Below are 18296 nucleotides of genomic sequence, written 5' to 3'. Positions count from 1 at the left end.
AATATTAGGCCTGTTTTTTTATGACCTGGTTTCAGCGCCGTTAAAAAAGGATTTCTAATGCTGTTTAAAAGATTTATCTTTGGTTTTCGTGTAAACATTAGAAAATATGCTACAAAATGCGCCCATTGGGATATTTGATTCTGGGTACGGAGGTTTAACTGTTTTTAGAGCCATTGCAGATAGGTTGCCTGCGTACGATTATATTTACCTTGGTGACAATGCCCGATCCCCGTATGGCGATCAACCTTTTGATGTTATTTATAAATATACATTAGAGTGTGTAGATTGGCTCTTTTCTCAGGGCTGTGAGTTGATTATTTTAGCTTGCAACACGGCATCAGCGAAAGCGCTAAGAACCATCCAAGAAAGAGACTTGCCCTTAAAGTATCCAAATAAAAGGGTGTTAGGGGTAATTAGGCCTACGGCCGAAATTATAGGTGGTTTTACAGAAAGCAAAAGTGTTGGCATTATGGGCACACGCGGTACAGTAAATTCTGGCTCTTATTTGTTAGAAATTCAAAAGTTTTTCCCCGAGTTAAACGTCTTTCAGCAAAGTTGCCCAATGTGGGTGCCTTTAATAGAAAACAACGAGTATTTACAACCAGGCGCTGATTTTTTTGTAGAAGAATATTGTAGCGCTTTACTTGCGCAAGATGAAGCAATAGATTGTGTGCTGTTGGCCTGTACGCATTATCCCTTGCTTTTGCCAAAATTGGAGAATTTTTTTCCTTCAAACATTAAAATTTTATCTCAGGGAAGTATTGTGGCAAATAGTCTGGCCGATTATTTAGCCCGTCACCCAGAAATGGAAAAAAGGCTGAGTAAGACACGAGAAAAGAAATTTTATACCAGTGGAGATTTGTCGAGTTTTAACCAACATGGCTCCCATTTTTTTGGCGAATTAATCACTTCAAACAAGGTAATTTTGGATTAGAGAAAGATATGGGGAAAGTGGTGCGTTTTACGTGATAAGTTTTAAGTAAGCAAGCAAACGACTCTACGCCCCAACACCTCCACGACTAAACATCTCCACGCCTCAACACCTTCACGACCAAACGTCTCCACACCTCAACCAGAACTAAAAACCATACTGCTGTAAAAACGTTGTTTTGGTTAGGTTGTAAAGTTTTAAAAAGATACCTTTGCGGCTCTAAAACCACAACATGAGTGATCAGATAAAACACGAATGCGGAATTGCTTTTATTCGGCTACTGAAACCACTTTCTTACTACCACCAAAAGTACGGCACCGCACTTTATGGGTTAAACAAGTTATATCTTTTAATGGAAAAACAGCATAACCGAGGGCAAGATGGCGCCGGCATTGCAACCGTTAAATTAGATATGAAGCCTGGGCATAGGTACATTAGCAGGTATAGAAGTATGGCTCCTAATGCAGTGGCGGACATTTTTGAATATGTGCAAAAGAAATTTGTAGACATTCAAGAAAACCAGCCAGAGCTGATGCAAGACCCAGAGTGGCTTAAAGCGAATGTAAGTTTTATTGGTGAAGTATTGATGGGACACTTGCGGTACGGTACCCACGGGAAGAATAGCATAGAAAGTTGTCACCCGTTTTTAAGGCAGAACAACTGGATGACCAGAAATTTGGTTATCGCGGGTAATTTTAACATGACCAACGTAGATGAGCTTTTAGAGCAATTGTACGAGCTTGGTCAGCATCCAAAAGAAAAGGCAGATACGGTTACGGTTTTAGAAAAAATTGGGCATTTTTTAGATGATGAGAACCAGGAGTTGTTTGATGCCTACAAAAAGGAAGGCGATGACAATGTAACAATCACCAAGAAAATATCAAACAACTTAAACATTGCAAACATTTTGCGCCGTTCTGCCAAAACTTGGGATGGCGGCTATACCATTTGCGGTATGGTGGGCAATGGCGATTCTTTCATCATGAGAGATCCTGCCGGTATCCGTCCAGCCTATTATTATTACGATGACGAGATTGTGGTTGCTGCTTCAGAACGGCCTGCGCTTCAAACGGCTTTCAATATCCAGTTTAAAAATGTAAAAGAAATAGAACCTGGCCATGCCTTAATTATTAAGAAAACAGGTGAGGTGAGCATGGAGCAGTTTCGCGAGCCCACAGAGAGGCTTTCTTGTTCTTTCGAGCGCATTTATTTTTCTAAAGGTAGCGATGTAGAAATTTATAGGGAACGTAAAAAACTTGGCCAGTTGCTTTGCGACCAGATTTTAAGTGCTGTAAAGTACGATTTAAAAAATACTGTCTTTTCTTTCATTCCAAACACGGCAGAGGTTGCTTTCTTTGGAATGGTAGAGGGGGTGCATGAATATGTGCGCAATCATCAGAAAAAGACGATGCTAGAAAAGCGTAATGAGCTGAGCGACGAAGAGATAGACGAGTTGTTGTCTATAAACCCACGGGTAGAGAAACTCGCGGTAAAAGACGTTAAACTCCGCACCTTTATTGCGCAAGATGCAGATCGCGGAGAAATGGTGGCCCATGTGTATGATACAACTTATGGCATTGTAAGAAATATGCAAGATACGCTAGTTGCGTTAGACGATTCTATTGTGCGAGGCACCACGTTAAAGCAGAGCATCATTAAGATTGTGGATCGTCTGCATCCCAAAAAAATCATCATTGTTTCTTCTGCACCGCAAATTCGCTACCCAGATTGTTATGGCATAGACATGAGCCGTATGGGACAATTTGTAGCTTTTGATGCAGCAATTCAGTTGCTTACCGAACGTGGGATGTGGCAATTAATAGAAGATGTGTACCAAAAATGCATCGAATCTATGTTGTTGCCCAAAGAAGAAATTATAAACCATGTTAAAGAAATTTACAAGTCGTTTTCACCCGAAGAAATCTCTAAGAAGATAGCGGAAATCATTACTCCAAAAGACACGGTAGCCGAAGTAGAGGTAATCTATCAAACCCTAGAAAATTTGCATGTTGCCTGCCCCAAAAACAAAGGCGATTGGTATTTTTCTGGAAATTACCCAACTCCAGGCGGTAATAAGGTGGTAAATAGGGCTTTTATCAATTGGAAAGAAGGAAATAACCAGAGAGCTTATTGAGGTTTATACCGAGGTTAAGGCTAAGACTGAGGTTGAGGGTCGAATTGTTTTGGAGCTAGTTGAAAGACTTAATTCCTTATTCATACCGCGTTATTGCGAGGTATGAAGCAATCTCTGTTTAACTTGTAACGAACAAAGGCACGGAGCAGATACGAGTGTTGAGGATTGGTGGGGCGTACTAGGACAACGAATAAGGAGCAAAGAAAAGAGTCTAAAGCCACACGCTGAAAGACTAATGCGAAGGAAAAAATTAGTCGTTTTACGGGATAAGTCTAGATTCGAAAATTTAGAGTTTCTCACAATAAAAGATATGAGGGAAATTCCCTTCTTTCAGAGGGGTTGTCGCAGACCGGGGTATTTAATTAGCATAATCTATAAGATTAAGCGCAAATTTTTATTTGGTTTGACACCCAATAAAAAGTCTAAATGGACTTTTCTAAAACAATCTTATTTTGATAGCTCAATATTTCATCAAGGTCTCTTAAAAGCGCAGTCTGCGATAGCTTTTGCCTTTGGCTTTAAATTTGCGCCAGAAGAGGTGTTTCGTACAACTCAAAACGTACAACGTATCACTTCACTTAGCCTAGTAGAACTTTAAATAAGTCTTTACAATTAGCCAAATGGCAAATAGAATAATGATAACTCCGGCTATTTTGTTAAGCTTTTTAAGTGCGCCTTCTTTAATTTTGTACCTCAATTTACTAGAGAAATAGCACTTGCCGCCATCTATACTTAACTGGGTTGCCATCGCAATAAACAAGCACAGCAACTTTTCGTCGAGCTTGTTGTTTAGCTTTACAGAAATAATTCCGCTAACAATAATCCAGAACATAAGAGTAGAAGGCGTAAGGATGCACATCAAAAAACCCTTTATCAAATAGCCGCGTTTGTTTATTTTCTCTAACCTGTTTTTATAGTTTACCGTAAGTTTAGATACGAGATAATAAATGCCTACGGCAAGTAAAAAAACGCCACCAATAATACCTACATATTTGTCAAACTCAGCTTTGTATTCAAAAAATTGCGTTCCAAAAAGTACAATGGCAATTAAGATAACATCGCTTACAATTACCCCGATAGCCAAGGAAAAACCAGCTTTGAAACCTTTTTCTATACTGGTCTTTATCATGGCAAAGAACACCGGGCCAGTTAAAAAGGACGAAATTAACCCAGCACCTATACCCAATAAAATGGCTTCGAACATTTACTGTTTCTTTTGTTTAAGTGCGAATATGCAATTTTATAGCTAAAAACATTAATTTTTATTTTAATAATTACGTAACAGATTAAACGATTTACGTTTTTTTTATCTAAGTTTATCGGCGTAAAACCTTTATATAAACCATGAATTCAGACCAAACACAGACCAAGTGGGCACAGTTTATTCCATTAGCTACAGTTTTTTTCTTTTGGGGCTTCGTAGCGGCCAGTAATGACATTTTAATTCCCGTTTTTAAGCAAGCTTTTAATCTATCCCAGGCAGAGAGCCAATTGGTGTCGCTCGCTTTCTATATTGCATATACCGTGGGCGCGCTCATTTACAACGGTATCTCGGTAGTTATGGGCAAAGACATTGTAAATACCTTGGGATATAAAAATTCCTTAGCGCTCGGGCTGGGCATCTCAGCATTAGGAACGCTATTGTTTTATCCGGCTGCAAACCTGCATTCTTTTCCTTTAATGTTATCTGGGTTATTTATAGTTGCGCTTGGTTTTTCTTTACAGCAAACTGTAGCAAATCCTTTAGCCATTGCTTTAGGCCCACTAAAAACAGGATCACAGCGGCTAATTATGGCAGGAGGTATCAATAATTTTGGTACTACCATTGGCCCTCTAATTGTCAGCTTTGCCATTTTTGGGTCAGTAGGTACAGGTAGTACTACGATTAGTATAGAAAGCGTTAAAATTCCATACTTGGTTTTGGGTGTTGCATTTTTAGCGGTGGCGGTTTTCTTGAAATTCTCTTCATTGCCAGATAAGCCAGCTTTGTTAGAAACTGAAGATAAAGATGTCAAAATAAAGGGCTCTGCACTAAATTATCCTCAACTGGCTTTGGGTATGGTCGCCATCTTCTTGTATGTAGGTGTGGAAGTTTCTACAGCAAGTAATTTACCTGCTTACATGGAAACAAAGTTAGGTTTTGACATTAAAGATATTGCGCCGTACGTTTCGTTGTACTGGGCTAGTTTAATGATTGGCCGCTGGACTGGAGCTGTGGAGGCTTTCACAAATGACATGACTAAACAAAAGATTTTAAGGTTTGTTGCACCTTACTTGGCCTTTGGTGTATTCTTACTTGTTAACGCTATTGCCAAACATGAGTTAAGCCATTTTTATATTTATGCACTAGTCATACTTGTGTTAATTGGGGCTGACTTTGCCAGCAAAGGAAATCCTGCACGTATGCTGGTTATATTTTCTGCATTTGGTATTTTATCAACAATGATAGGTATGACTACCTCTGGGATGGTAAGTGTTTATGCTTTTACGAGCGTTGGATTGTTTTGTAGCACGCTTTGGCCTTGTATCTTTACCCTAGCAGTAAGCGGACTGGGCAAGCATACCAGTCAAGGAAGTAGTTTCTTGATTATGATGATTATGGGCGGTGGCTTAGTTAGTTTTTTCCAAGGTTATATTTCAGAATTTACCGGTATCCAATACAGTTATTTTGTTGGAGTAATTTGTTTTAGCTATTTAGCGTTTTATGGCTGGCGTGTAGCCGGTCTGCTGCGAAAACAAGGGATCAGTTTCGATCAAAAGGTTGCCGGCGGACACTAAGAATTTAAGTTAAATGTATAGCCACGGATAAATGCCGTGGCTTTTTTTATTATGGAGAAGCCAAGTTTCGATTTAATCTATATGAAGTTGGCCATGGAATTGGCCGACCGCTCGCATTGTGTGAGGGCACATGTGGGCGCTGTGCTTGCCAAAGACACGCGCATAATATCCATTGGCTACAATGGGCCACCAGCGGGTACGCACAATTGCGATGAGGAATGGCCAAACGATGGTTGTGCTAGAGATAGCAAGGGCAGTTGCTCTTTGGCCTTACACGCAGAGCAAAATGCCATTTTGTATGCAGCAAAAAATGGTGCTAAAGTAGAAGGGGCAACCTTATATACTACGCTCTCGCCTTGCATAGCCTGTGCAAGACTAATTCTCTCCTCTGGGATTAAATTAGTTTATTATTCTAAATCTTATGCTGCGTATAAAGGGTTGCAAAGTGATGAAGGCGTAGATTTTCTACAGAAATTTGGGGTAGAAGTAAGGCAGTTAGTTGTTTAGGCGTAGCGTTTTAGTTGTTTAATCGGCAATCCCAACGACTTAATGACTCCACGAGACAACGACTCCCCGCATCAACAACTCCCCAACTCCAGCCTTCACCTGAGAAATTATTTATAAAATCTCCCTGCAAATTGGTAGCTTTGCCCATGCTTGAAAAAATCATCATCCTCGATTTCGGTTCGCAGTATACCCAGCTGATTGCACGTAGAGTGCGCGAACTAAACGTTTATTGCGAGATTTATCCATTTAACAATATACCAGAGTTTGATGACTCGGTAAAGGGCGTCATTCTGTCTGGAAGTCCATATTCCGTTAGACAGGCCGATGCCCCGCAAGTAGATTTATCTGCTTTTCATTTAAAATATCCTGTACTGGCTGTTTGCTATGGTGCACAGTATTTTGCCCAGCAAATGGGTGGCGAGGTGCAACCATCATCTATAAGAGAATATGGAAGGGCAAAGTTAACTTGGTTAAATCAAGAGAATAAGCTTTTTAAGAACATCCATATAGATTCTCAGGTTTGGATGAGCCACGGAGATACCATTAAGCAGGTGCCTGCCGAGTTTGAACTTATTGCAAGTACAGATAACGTACAGGTAGCGGCGTTCCAAATTAAAGATTCACAAACCTACGCAATACAATTTCATCCAGAGGTAACCCACAGCATAGAGGGCAAAATATTGGTAGAAAACTTTTTGGTAGATATTTGTGGTTGCAGCCAAAATTGGACTTCTGCAGCCTTTATCGAAACAACAATAGCAAATTTAAAAGAGAAAATAGGAGACGATAAGGTAGTTTTGGGATTATCTGGCGGGGTAGATAGCAGTGTTGCAGCGGTGTTGCTTCACCAAGCAATAGGCAAAAACTTACATTGTATATTTGTAGATAACGGCTTGCTACGCAAAGGAGAATATGAACAGGTGCTGGATCAATATAAGCACATGGGTCTAAATATAAAGGGCGTAGATGCAAAAGATCGGTTCTTAAGTCAGTTGGCAGGCGTCAAAGACCCTGAATTGAAACGGAAGGCGATTGGCCGTGTTTTTATAGAGGTTTTTGATGATGCTGCGCATGAAGTTAGTGGTGTAGAATGGCTTGGACAAGGCACTATTTATCCAGATGTAATAGAATCTATCTCGGTAAACGGACCTTCGGCAATGATAAAATCTCACCATAACGTTGGTGGCCTACCAGATTTTATGAAACTGAAGGTTGTTGAGCCACTTAATACTTTGTTTAAAGATGAGGTAAGGCGTGTTGGAAAAACCTTGGGGATTGCAGACGATATTTTAGGCAGACATCCTTTCCCGGGACCAGGCTTAGCGATTAGGATATTGGGCGATGTTACTGCCGAGAAAGTTGCAATTTTGCAAGATGCCGATGCCATTTATATAGCAGAACTAAAGGCTGCAGGCTTATATGATAGAGTTTGGCAGGCGGGAGCTATATTTCTGCCTGTGCAGTCTGTAGGTGTTATGGGAGACGAACGAACGTACGAAAACGTTATTTGCCTGCGTGCTGTAGAATCTGTAGATGGGATGACAGCCGATTGGTGTCATTTGCCTTATCCCGTGTTGGGGAAAATAAGTAATGAAATTATAAACAAGGTTAAAGGAATTAACAGAGTTGTTTATGACATAAGTTCTAAACCACCTGCAACAATAGAGTGGGAGTAAAATATGCTCGCTCTTCAAATTGAATGATGAATCCTTCTTGCAAAAAATTAATAATGAAGTTTAAACTAATTTATGTTTTATTTATAGTTGCAAGCATGCTTTTTGCGGGCTGTTCCTCAAAAATACGTCCTACAAAAAAAACCAAAACACCGCAAACTACTAAGGAAACAGAAAAAGCTACTGAAGATAGCAACGATAAGAAGCCGAGCAAAAAGCGTTTTACAGAAGCAAATGTGTCATTGTTGATTCCATTCGGTTTGAATAGGATAAATTTGAAAACAGCTACTAAGGCAGACGTAGAACGGCATGCAATGCCCATAGATTTTTATCAGGGATTTAATATGGGGATTGATTCGGCTGCAACTTTTGGTTTAAGTTTTAAACTAAATGTATTCGACACCGAAGATGACCAGGCTCATATTGCCACATTAGTTAAAAACCAAGGTTTTATAAATAGTGATTTGATTGTTGGGCCAGTTTTTCCAAAGGAAATTAAAGCCGTAACCGAGTATAGCATAACGCATCATGCAACCATCATTTCTCCATTGGCAGCTTCAAACCCTGTAGATTTTAACAATCCAAATTTGGTTTCTATTGCAAGCAGTTTAGATCAACATGCCACAAAATTGGCCGAATACATTTCAAAACACTACGAGCCTGCAAATACCATTGTGGTGTTAATTAATACCAAGAAAACCGCTGATGAAAATTTTGCGGCGCCAATTAGAAATTTTTTTAAACAGGCATCAGGAAGTCGATTTATTCTACAGGAATATCCTTCAACCTATGCTTTTGAAAGAAATATGGTTAAAGGAAAAAAATATGCAGTAGTGGTAACATCTGCCGATAGGGCTTTTGTTTTGCCCACCATAGAAAAGTTGTTTCGTTTAAAAAATAACCCTCGAACAAAGTACGACATCAACCTGTTCGGCCATCCTGTTTGGTTGAAGCAAAATTATCCGATAGATCAGCTCGAAAATTTAAACACCATTCTTACTAGCTCTTATAAAATAGATTACAAAAGCAGTAGTGTTGTAAAGTTTATAAAGGGTTATCGCGCTCGTTACGGTTTCGAACCTGGCGAATATGCGTTTAAGGGATTTGATGTTGGTTTTTATGTTGGAAGATTGTTGGCCAAACATGGTGCCGATTACCGCGAATACATCACCAAAGATTCTTATAAAGGTTTGCACAACAGTTTCAATTTTGTATACAATCCAAAAACTGGCTATGTAAATACCCACGTAATGTTGTTGCGTTATCATAATTTTTCTCTTGAGGTTGTAAACTAACCAATGTCATCTGTTATGTTTATTTCAAATTTGATTCATGAAGTTAGAACATCAGCTTAGAGCATTCGATCAAATCTTGGCCGCGTATGATGGCCTAATGCCTTTACATCGTTTTTTACCTGTTTATTACAGGAAAAATAAACAAATGGGCTCGTCAGATAGAAGATGGGCAACCAGGTACATTTACAGTTTTTTTAGATTGGGGAAATCCTTGAGATATTTAGCGGTGCATGAAAGACTTGCCGTTGCCGATTTTTTGTGCCACTGTGATCTGAGTTTGGTTGTCGAAGGTAATTTGCCAGCTCTTATAGACAAGTGTTCTTTACCTTTAGATGAGAAGTTGGCAATCATTGCATCACAATATGCCGATTTTGATTTGAGCGATGTCTTCCCATTTAATGCAAAGCTTTCAGAAAGCCTAGCAGCTAATGCTTTTTACAGCTCGTTTTTTGTTCAGCCGAAATTATTTATTCGTGTGCGAGAATCGGATAAGACAGGTGTGTTAAATCGCTTAGAAACCGGAGAAATTGCGTTCGAACAGATTACTTCTACAACTTTAGCATTTTTAAATGGCACTAAACTAGATCATGTGCTAGAAGCCGGAACTTATCAGGTGCAAGATTTTTCATCGCAACAGACTGGTCTTTATTTTAAGCCAGTAAAACACGACAAGTGGTGGGATTGCTGTGCGGCATCTGGCGGTAAAAGCTTACTTCTTCATAGCCTAGAACAAGAAATAGATTTATTGGTAAGCGATCTCCGTCCGCAGGTTTTAGAGAATTTAGAAACTCGCTTTCGCCTTGCTGGGTTGAAAAAATATCAACGGAAAGAGTTAGATCTGCTAGTAAACAACGCGCAGATTTTACATCATTATCAATTTGATGGAATTATTGTAGATGCACCCTGCACCGGCTCTGGTACTTGGGGGCGAACGCCAGAAATGCTCAGTTTTTTTGATGAAAATAAGATTGCTCAATACGCTAAAATTCAGAAAAGTATTCTTACAAATGTGTCGAAATATTTAAAACCAGGCAAGCCTCTTATTTATATAACATGTTCGGCATTTGCAGAAGAAAACGAACAAATAGTAACATACTGCGTAAATAACCTGTCGCTAAAATTGGAGCGCATGGAACTTATGAAAGGATATGAACAGGCCGCCGACACCATGTTTGTTGCTAGGTTTATTGGGGAAGAACAATAAAGGTGCAAGTTAAAAACTTTGCAAGTTGAGCATATCACTAACCTGCCATTAATGTTTCTTTAAAAAAAAGGATTCCAGTCTATTTTAACCAAATTTATAAACTTTCGTTTATTGTGATTTAGTTTTTTTACTCGACATAAACAAACTTTCTTCGTGGACGCAATTTTTTAAAATGGTTTCCAACTTACACACCTGAGATGTGTTTTGCTTTTTTGATACAATTTTCGAAAGGCCATTTATTCCGAAAGAACTATTTTTCAAAATTAATGTTTAAAGGATAAAAATCGTCATGGCTAAAAAATCTAAGAAAAGTAATTCGAAAAAGGAGACAAAAAAATCTAAGAAAAAAGCGAAGAAAAATAAATTAGGCGTTAAAAACTCTTTAGTAAACAACATAAACGCACGTAAGAAAAAAGGCGTATCGCGAAGCAAGAAAAAGAGCAAAGTAGATAAGAAATCCTATAAGAAACTAAAAAAAGGCTGGAAAAAAAGGGAAAGAACTCGAAGAAAAAAATAATCGTTAAAAAGAAAAGGCCTCCGCATGTCGCGAAGGCCTTAATGTTTTTTATTATATCTCTGGGTACTCTGGTTTAGGTGGGTCTTTTGGTTCAACCGTTTTACCAGTTTTGCCCAATACAGAATGCTTTTTGCTGTATGTGAAATATATTACAAAGCCTATAGCCAACCAACCGAGTAACCTTAACCAGTTAGACCAATGCAGTCCGGCAATCATCGCTGTACAAGTCAAAATTCCCATAATGGGTACAAAAGGTACCCAAGGTGTTTTGAACTCTCTCTTCATGTTGGGTTCTGTTTTACGTAAAACCAGCACAGCTATACAAACTAATATAAAGGCAAACAAAGTTCCAATGCTGGTCATATCTCCAACAATGTCACCAGGAACAAAACCAGCAAAGAGCGCTACCAACACCAAGATCATTAAACTGGCTTTGTAAGGAGTTTTAAACTTTGGGTGTAGATCGCTAAACATTTTTGGCATTAACCCATCGGTACTCATAGAATAAAACACCCTACTTTGGCCTAAAAGCATTACCAATATTACAGAAGAAAAGCCACCTAAAATAGCAATGGTTACTAAGGTTCCTAACCAATGATAGCCCGGCATATAGACGTTTATTGCCGCTACTACAGAAGCTTCTTTTCCACTGGTTCTAAAGAACTCTACTGGAGCGAGGCCAGTTAAAACATAAGAAAACAACACGTACAATATTGTACAAATGACAAGAGATCCCAAAATTCCAATTGGCATAGCTGTTTTTGGATTCTTCGTTTCCTGAGCTGCGGTACTAACGGCATCAAAACCTATAAAAGCAAAAAATACCGTGCCTGCTGCACCCAAAATCCCCCAAAAACCTCCATAATTAAAGGTTAATCCTTCTCTATCTGTATATTGAGTTGCCTCCGGGATAAAAGGAGTATGATTAACTGGGTTGATGTAATTCCAGCCAAACCCGATAATTAATATGACAATGGCTACTTTAACAATAACAATGATTCCATTAACAAAAGCAGATTCTTGTGTTCCTTTAATTAAAAGTAAACTTATTATGGTTACAATGAATAAGGCCGGCAGATTTGCAATACCGCTCACTCCGTCTACGCTAGTTTGAAAAGGAGAGTGGCACCATTGATAGGGGACGGGGCTCACATGAAGTACTTCAACCAATAAATTGTTAAAATATTCTGCCCAGGCAATACCAACAGTCGCGGCACCTACCGCATATTCTAGAATTAAATCCCAACCAATAATCCAGGCCATTAATTCGCCCATGGTTGCATAAGTATACGTGTATGCACTACCCGCAATTGGAATAGATGAAGAAAGTTCTGCGTAGCACAATCCCGCGAAAGCACAACCTAAGGATGCGAGTAAAAATCCGTAAGTTACAGATGGCCCTGCATTCTGTGCGATAGCTGATGCTGTACGTACAAAGAGACCTGCGCCAATAATAGCTCCAATTCCCAAGGCGACCAGCGATCCGGCTGAGAGGGTTCTTTTAAGTGATTTTTCTGATTCCGAAGCTTCCTCTAGTAAAACTGCAATTGATTTTTTTGCAAATAAGCTCATATAGTTTTGTCGGTTTTAGTTTTCGATAGTTTCAAACGTAAATAAAAAAGTTGGTAAAAAAAATAGGGATTCTCTATTGAGCTCCCTATCTGGCAAGTTTCTTGCAGTTTTTTCCTGGTTTTTAAGTAACTGAATTGGTTGTTTTGCTCTTAATCTATTTTTGCAGATCCAACCTCTACCTTGCTTGCAACAACTTGTTTTTTGATGATAATTGTTTTAGCGGTTGAATTTGGAGAAACAATTTCAGTTTTAATTTTCACTCCTTCTACCTTTACATCACTTTTTACAGCAATATAAGGGGCGATAACCAGCGACACGATAGACATTAGTTTGATTAAAATGTTCATGGAAGGACCAGACGTATCTTTAAATGGATCGCCAACAGTATCTCCAGTAACCGAAGCTTTGTGCGGTTCTGATTTTTTGTAGTGCATTTCTCCATTAATCATTACACCTTGCTCAAAAGATTTTTTTGCATTATCCCAAGCACCACCTGCGTTACTTTGAAAGATCCCCATTAACACACCGGTAACAGTTACACCTGCAAGCAAACCACCCAAAACCTCTGGGCCGAAAATAAAACCTATAATAATTGGCGTAATAAGTGCAATTGCACCAGGCATCATCATCTCTCTAATAGAGGCTTTGGTAGAGATGGCAACGCATTTATCATATTCTGGTTTTGCCTTATATTCCATAATACCCGGTATGTCGCGGAATTGGCGGCGAACTTCCTGGACCATGTCCATGGCTGCTTTACCAACTGCTTGTATACAAAGCGCAGAAAATATAAATGGAATCATTCCGCCTACAAATAAGCCTGCCAAAACTGGTGCTTTATAAATATCTATGGAAGAGATGCCAGCAATGCCTACAAATGCAGCAAACAAGGCCAAAGAAGTAAGCGCTGCAGAAGCAATAGCGAAGCCCTTTCCGGTAGCTGCAGTAGTATTTCCAACTGCATCTAAATTATCCGTACGTTCTCTCACTTCTGGTGGCAGTTGACTCATTTCTGCGATTCCACCTGCATTATCTGCAATTGGGCCAAAGGCATCAATTGCCAGTTGCATTGCTGTGGTTGCCATCATACCCGCGGCTGCAATGGCAACTCCGTACAGGCCCGCAAAATGATACGAAGCCATAATGCCACCTGCCAATACCAAAATTGGAATTACCGTAGATTTCATTCCTACAGCTAAGCCGGCAATAATATTTGTGGCATGCCCGGTAGATGATTGTTGAATGATTGAATTTACCGGGCCTTTTCCCATTGCAGTGAAATACTCTGTTACCACACTCATTATGGTGCCAACAACTAGCCCAACTAGAATAGCGTAATATACGTTTATGCTCGAAAATTCATAACCTCTTAATACAAGTGTATCTGGCAACATCCAGGTTACTATAAAATAGCAGGCAATTGCGGTAATTAGAATAGACGACCAATTACCAAGGTTTAAGGCATTTTGCACGCTAGAATTTTCGTCTTTTATGGTTACAAACAAGGTTCCGACAATGGAAAACAAAATGCCAAGACCGCAAATTACCATAGGCAATAGAATCGGCGACATGCCGCCAAACTTATCTGCCGATTTTAAGACAACCTCTTGTCCTAAAACCATCGTTGCTAGAATTGTAGCTACATAGCTTCCGAATAAATCTGCGCCCATACCAGCCACATCGCCTACGTTATCTCCTACATTATCTGCAATGGTTGCAGGGTTTCTAACATCATCTTCTGGAATTCCGGCTTCTACTTTTCCAACCAAATCGGCACCAACATCTGCTGCCTTAGTGTAAATTCCTCCGCCAACGCGTGCAAATAACGCAATAGATTCTGCTCCAAGTGAGAATCCAGTTAACACCTCGATAGCAGTTCTCATTTCGCTGCTATCTACGGTAACCACGTTAAAAACTTTTAAGAATATGATAAACAAACTTCCCAAGCCTAAAATAGCCAATCCTGCTACTCCTAAACCCATTACCGTGCCGCCAGTAAACGACACTTTCAATGCCTTTTTTAAGCTCGTTCTTGCTGCATGAGTGGTGCGCACATTTGCTTTTGTGGCCGCTCTCATTCCAATATATCCGGCTGTTGCCGATAAAACTGCGCCAATGATAAACGAAATTGAAATGATCCAGCTAGAATGCATAGCTATTCCTTTAATTTCGGTAATGGAACCAGAGTAGGCTAAAAGCGCAGCGGTAATCACTACAAAAATACTAAGCACACGCCATTCGGCCTTCAAAAAAGCCATAGCTCCATCGGCAATGTAGCCTGCCAGTTCTTGCATAGTGGCATCGCCCGCATCTTGTTTGCTCACCCAAGCGCTTTTAAAGAGCATTACCAGAATACCTACAAGTCCAAGTGCAGGAATGGTATAAATTAAATTCTGTTGTAAAAAATCCATAGTTAAATTATTGTGTAATATTTGGTTAAGGTTATTTTCGAAATCATAAAAGGTAAAAAATATTAAAGCTTTTTTTAAGAACGATTGCGTTGATCAAGGTAACTCGTTTGTTATTTTAAGAAAGCTTAGCAAGGTAATAAATTATTTTACTAGAGCTAGCAAATCTTACAAGGGGCAAAATAAATTATTTTTTATAAATTTTTGCCCAAAAAGTGAAATGATTAAATTTTTAAATAATTTAGCACAAACCAACAACCAATGGAAAAGCAATCTGAAGAACACTCTTTTGTACGTGCGTTAGGCCTCTTTGACGGCACAATGCTGGTAGTCGGGTCTATGATCGGCTCGGGTATATTTATTGTGAGTTCAGATATTGTAAGGCAGGTTGGCTCTGCGGGCTGGTTAATTGCCATTTGGATTGTTACCGCTATTGTAACCATGATAGCTGCCGTTAGCTATGGCGAGCTTAGCGCAATGTTTCCTAATGCAGGCGGTCAATACGTTTACCTTAAAGAAGCTTATAATAAATTGGTTGCCTTTTTGTTTGGATGGAGTTTTTTTGCAGTGATACAAACGGGTACCATTGCTGCGGTGGGCGTGGCTTTTTCCAAATTCGCCGCCTATCTTTATTCGCCGGTTAGCGATAAACATATTTTATTTTCAGCAGGATCATTCAGTTTAAATGCAGCTCAATTGGTATCTATCGGTACCATTGTTTTGTTAACCTACATAAACAGTAGGGGGGTTAAAGACAGTAAGATTTTACAGACGGTGTTAACCATCATCAAAATCCTGTCTTTATTCGGGTTAATTATTTTTGGATTTACTTTAGCTGCAAAAGCCGATATCTGGAATGCAAATTGGGCAAATGCATGGAGTCCAAGATCTTTCGATTTGAAAGCTGGAGTTTGGTCTGCCATTGGAGGGAAGGCTCTAGTCTCGGGGATTGCCGCCGCAATGGTTGGCTCTTTATTTAGTAGCGATGCTTGGAATGGTGTAACTTTTATTGCAGGCGAAATAAAAAACCCGCAACGTAACGTGGGTTTAAGTTTATTTTTAGGCACATTTATAGTGAGTTTAATTTATATTTTGGCCAATATAATGTATGTGGCAGTTTTGCCTCTTCAACAAATAGCCACTGCTGCAGATGATCGGGTTGCTGTTGCTGCCGCACAACCAGTTTTTGGTGCGCAAGGAACGATTGTTATCGCCGTGATGATTATGGTTTCTACCTTTGCTTGCAACAACGGCTTAATTATGGCAGGCGCGCGGGTATACTATACCATGGCGAAAGATAGGCTGTTTTTTAAGAAAGCTGGTGTACTTAACCGATTTGAAGTTCCTGCATGGGCGCTTTGGATCCAGTGTTTTTGGGCTTCAGCACTTTGTCTTACGGGTAAATATGGCGATTTGCTAGATTTTGTGATCATCATAGTATTGATCTTCTACATACTAACAATTATAGGCATCTTTATTCTTCGCAAAAAAATGCCAGATGCAGATAGGCCCTACAAAGCCTTTGGGTATCCATTTCTGCCTAGTGTCTACATCGTCGTTGCCACAGCAATATGCATCGCTTTGCTTATTTTTAAAACAAGCACTTGCGGCTGGGGCGTTGCTATTATGTTGGCAGGAATTCCTATTTATTATATAACCAAAAAGGTAGAGAAAGTTTAATTTATTAGTTTCATTCGTTAGTTGAGACTATGCAGTTTTGCAAGCGTTAAGTTTCTATAAATTTTTTACATCGTTGCGCCTATAACGAAGATTGCAAAAACGACTGCTAAAAATTTACCCAGATTTGTAAGGCCTTTCTCTTTTAATCCCTTTGTAAGATAATACATCGGCCCGCCATACACAGTACCATTTGGCGCTATGTCTCTAAACTTTACGCCAAGGGTACATTCTACAAATTTATGTTTTTTTTGATTCCGGTCAATTTGCCAAGATGCTATAAAAAAATTAAAGAACCAGCGTTTGGTAAGGTTTTATGGCTCTTTTGTTTGATTTTTTAGAAATATCATGCTTTAATTCTTACCTATTGAGATAGTTTTTTACAAACGAATTTTTCTCTTGTTAACCTTTTTTCTAATTTACGATATACGGATGCAGGCGTCGGGGTAGACTTAATTTAATACCTGAGAGTATTTGCTTACTTTTGCAACAAATGGGCACACAAGTAGATTTAGGTATAAAAGGGTATAAAGGTTACGGTGCGCATCTCCGCGAGAAGTATAATGGGCAACGCGTATTTAAGGTAATTGTAGATGGAGGTTTTACATGCCCAAATCGTGATGGCAGTAAGGGGTTTGGAGGGTGCACTTATTGCAATGTAGATTCCTTTACGCCAGAACCATCTAGAAAATTGCCGACGATTAAAGAACAGCTAGAAGAGGGGATGAGGAGAGCTAAGGCCTCCTACAGGGCAGATAAATTTATCGTTTATTTTCAGCCTAACACCAATACCTACGCACCAGTGCATTATTTAAAGATGATGTATGATGAAGCTCTTTCTGTAAACACAGAAAATGTTGTCGGTTTTTCTGTGGGCACTCGCCCAGATTGTATTGATGCCGAAAAAGTCGCGCTTTTAGAAAGTTATTCTGATAGGTTTGATGTAGACTTAGAAATGGGCATGGAATCTATATATGATGAAACCCTCAACCAAATAAACAGAGGATGTAGTCATGCAGAATTTGTAGCGGCCGTTAAACTTTTAGATAATTCTAAGTTAGATCTTTGCGTGCATACAATCTTTGGTTTTCCATGGGAAACCGAAGAAATGATGTTGGCTTACATTGATGAGATAAATCGCTTTCCGCAAATTAAGTTTGTTAAATTTCATCATTTGCATATAGTAGATGGTTCCATAATGGGCGCCAAATACAAAAAAAATCCTTTCAAACTATTCTCTCTCGAAGAATATACAGACTTGCTCTGCAAATTAATACCCAAGCTACGACCGGATATTGTAATACAGCGTCTATTTGGTATCTCCGATTGGGATTTACTCATTGCACCGAACTGGGGACTAAATAAATCTGCTATTCAATCTTACATAGATAAGGAGTTAGAGCGTAGAGGAGTCGTTCAAGGCTCTAAATTTATATAAAAACCTAAAATAAATATTATTTTAGTTAAAATCTCACAATATTTGTGAGATTTTCTTGTTTTTATTCATTTTTTATCTGATTGTTGTAATAAATATTAAGTTTATTTTATATTTTTACTAAAATAATATTAAAATAATTATAAAAAACACAAATAAATATTA

Annotated in this window: 14 protein-coding genes; 10 read left to right on the top strand and 4 right to left on the bottom strand. The window is 39.1% G+C overall.

The genetic code is table 11. The features are described from left to right. Positions 1–106 precede the first annotated feature (106 nt). Together murI and ABIB40_RS17185 are read left to right on the top strand one after the other, a co-directional pair. Positions 107–934, top strand: coding sequence for a glutamate racemase (gene murI, locus ABIB40_RS17190; RefSeq protein ID WP_354360629.1), 828 nt, complete (start codon positions 107–109; stop codon positions 932–934). Positions 935–1163: 229 nt separating this feature from the next. Next, positions 1164–3065, top strand: coding sequence for an amidophosphoribosyltransferase (locus tag ABIB40_RS17185; RefSeq protein WP_354360628.1), 1902 nt, complete (start codon positions 1164–1166; stop codon positions 3063–3065). 583 nt (positions 3066–3648) lie between these two features. Here ABIB40_RS17185 and ABIB40_RS17180 read toward each other — a convergent pair. Next, complete coding sequence (locus ABIB40_RS17180; RefSeq protein WP_354360627.1) at positions 3649–4269, bottom strand: LysE family translocator; 621 nt, start codon at positions 4267–4269, stop codon at positions 3649–3651. 140 nt (positions 4270–4409) lie between these two features. Here ABIB40_RS17180 and ABIB40_RS17175 point away from each other — a divergent pair, with 140 nt between their 5' ends. The 6 genes from ABIB40_RS17175 (at position 4410) to ABIB40_RS17150 (ending at position 11039) form a co-directional block, all read left to right on the top strand. Next, the gene (locus tag ABIB40_RS17175) at positions 4410–5843 is read left to right on the top strand and encodes an MFS transporter (protein WP_354360626.1); all 1434 of its coding nucleotides are present in this window, start codon (positions 4410–4412) and stop codon (positions 5841–5843) included. Between the two features lie 51 nt (positions 5844–5894). Further along, positions 5895–6350, top strand: coding sequence for a deoxycytidylate deaminase (locus tag ABIB40_RS17170; protein WP_354360625.1), 456 nt, complete (start codon positions 5895–5897; stop codon positions 6348–6350). Between the two features lie 146 nt (positions 6351–6496). Then, positions 6497–8026, top strand: a complete 1530-nt coding sequence (guaA, locus tag ABIB40_RS17165) for a glutamine-hydrolyzing GMP synthase (protein ID WP_354360624.1) — start codon at positions 6497–6499, stop codon at positions 8024–8026. A gap of 53 nt (positions 8027–8079) precedes the next feature. Beyond that, positions 8080–9318, top strand: coding sequence for an ABC transporter substrate-binding protein (locus ABIB40_RS17160; protein ID WP_354360623.1), 1239 nt, complete (start codon positions 8080–8082; stop codon positions 9316–9318). A 37-nt stretch (positions 9319–9355) separates the two neighbouring features. After that, positions 9356–10522, top strand: a complete 1167-nt coding sequence (locus ABIB40_RS17155) for an RsmB/NOP family class I SAM-dependent RNA methyltransferase (RefSeq protein WP_354360622.1) — start codon at positions 9356–9358, stop codon at positions 10520–10522. Between the two features lie 289 nt (positions 10523–10811). Further along, positions 10812–11039 carry a hypothetical protein gene (locus tag ABIB40_RS17150; protein ID WP_354360621.1) on the top strand — a complete coding sequence of 76 codons (228 nt, stop codon included), beginning with the start codon at positions 10812–10814 and terminating at the stop codon, positions 11037–11039. A gap of 51 nt (positions 11040–11090) precedes the next feature. Here the strand turns inward: ABIB40_RS17150 and ABIB40_RS17145 are convergent, their stop codons facing one another. Then, complete coding sequence (locus ABIB40_RS17145; protein WP_354360620.1) at positions 11091–12611, bottom strand: amino acid permease; 1521 nt, start codon at positions 12609–12611, stop codon at positions 11091–11093. Between the two features lie 149 nt (positions 12612–12760). Continuing rightward, positions 12761–15022, bottom strand: coding sequence for a sodium-translocating pyrophosphatase (locus ABIB40_RS17140; protein ID WP_354360619.1), 2262 nt, complete (start codon positions 15020–15022; stop codon positions 12761–12763). 258 nt (positions 15023–15280) lie between these two features. Here ABIB40_RS17140 and ABIB40_RS17135 point away from each other — a divergent pair, with 258 nt between their 5' ends. Continuing rightward, a complete protein-coding gene (locus ABIB40_RS17135) occupies positions 15281–16699 on the top strand; it encodes an APC family permease (RefSeq protein WP_354360618.1) in 1419 nt (472 codons plus the stop codon). Positions 16700–16764: 65 nt separating this feature from the next. On the opposite strand, the gene ABIB40_RS17130 is transcribed toward ABIB40_RS17135, so the two are convergent. Further along, on the bottom strand, positions 16765–16962 hold the full coding sequence (locus tag ABIB40_RS17130; protein WP_354360660.1) for an alanine:cation symporter family protein: 198 nt from the start codon (positions 16960–16962) through the stop codon (positions 16765–16767). Positions 16963–17189: 227 nt separating this feature from the next. Here ABIB40_RS17130 and mnmL point away from each other — a divergent pair, with 227 nt between their 5' ends. Further along, entirely contained in the window at positions 17190–18134 is a 945-nt protein-coding gene (mnmL, locus tag ABIB40_RS17125) for a tRNA modification radical SAM protein MnmL/YtqA (protein ID WP_354360617.1), read from the top strand. Positions 18135–18296: the final 162 nt, after the last annotated feature.

This window comes from Pedobacter sp. UYP30 (genome assembly GCF_040547165.1).
Taxonomy (GTDB): Bacteria; Bacteroidota; Bacteroidia; order Sphingobacteriales; family Sphingobacteriaceae; genus Pedobacter.
This window is presented reverse-complemented; position numbering and strand designations above follow the sequence as displayed.